At 72.9% G+C, this 711-nt stretch carries 1 protein-coding gene; it reads right to left on the bottom strand.

The features are described 5' to 3' along the window. Positions 1-711: molybdopterin-binding protein (locus tag ACFR9S_RS12360; protein ID WP_379818786.1), on the bottom strand; the 711-nt coding region annotated here is incomplete at both ends.

Raw genomic sequence — 711 nt, 5'->3', positions numbered from 1 at the left:
CTCGGGGGCGCCGACGGCGGCGTCGGCCAGCCCGTCGCGCAGGCGTCGCAGCCCCTCGCGGGAGCCGACTGGGAGGAACCGGCTCGATCCCAGCCGGTCGAGCAGCCGGGAGAACGCGGGGTCGTCCTCGCCGAACGCGAGCACCGCGGGGGTACGCACGTTCGGGGAGAACAGCGTCACCGTCACGTCCTCACCCGCGGCGAGGTACTCGGTGTCGGCGTCGACCTCGACGACGCCGTCGGCCTCGACGAGGCTGGTCGTCGCGCCCGACCCCTTGTCGACGGGGTAGACCAGCGTCTCGCCGGCTTCGTTCTCGACCAGCCCGACCGGCATCAGCCGGGTTCGGCCCTCGCTGTAGCGCTCTTCCGCGGCGAGCGTTCCGTCGACGGTCGCCGTTCTGGGCTCGGGGAGGCCGGCGGCCCGCCGGATCGCGGGCGCGACGAACGTCCGGAAGATGGTGAGCGCCGAGACGGGGTACCCCGGCAGCCCCACGTAGGCGCTGTCTTCGAGTCGCCCGACGAGCATCGGCTTCCCCGGCTTCACGGAGACGCCGTGGAGCAGGAGGTCGCCCCGCTCCTCGATCACGCGGTAGATCACGTCGACCGCGGAGGCGGAAGTCGACCCCGAGGAGAGCACCAGATCGCACTCCTCGGCGGCGGTCGTCAGCGCGTCCTCCATCGCGTCCATGTCGTCGCCGGCGTGGGGGTAGAG

Origin of the sequence: Halolamina salina, from assembly GCF_042678005.1 — an archaeon.
Lineage (GTDB): Archaea > Halobacteriota > Halobacteria > Halobacteriales > Haloferacaceae > Halolamina > Halolamina salina.
This window is presented reverse-complemented; position numbering and strand designations above follow the sequence as displayed.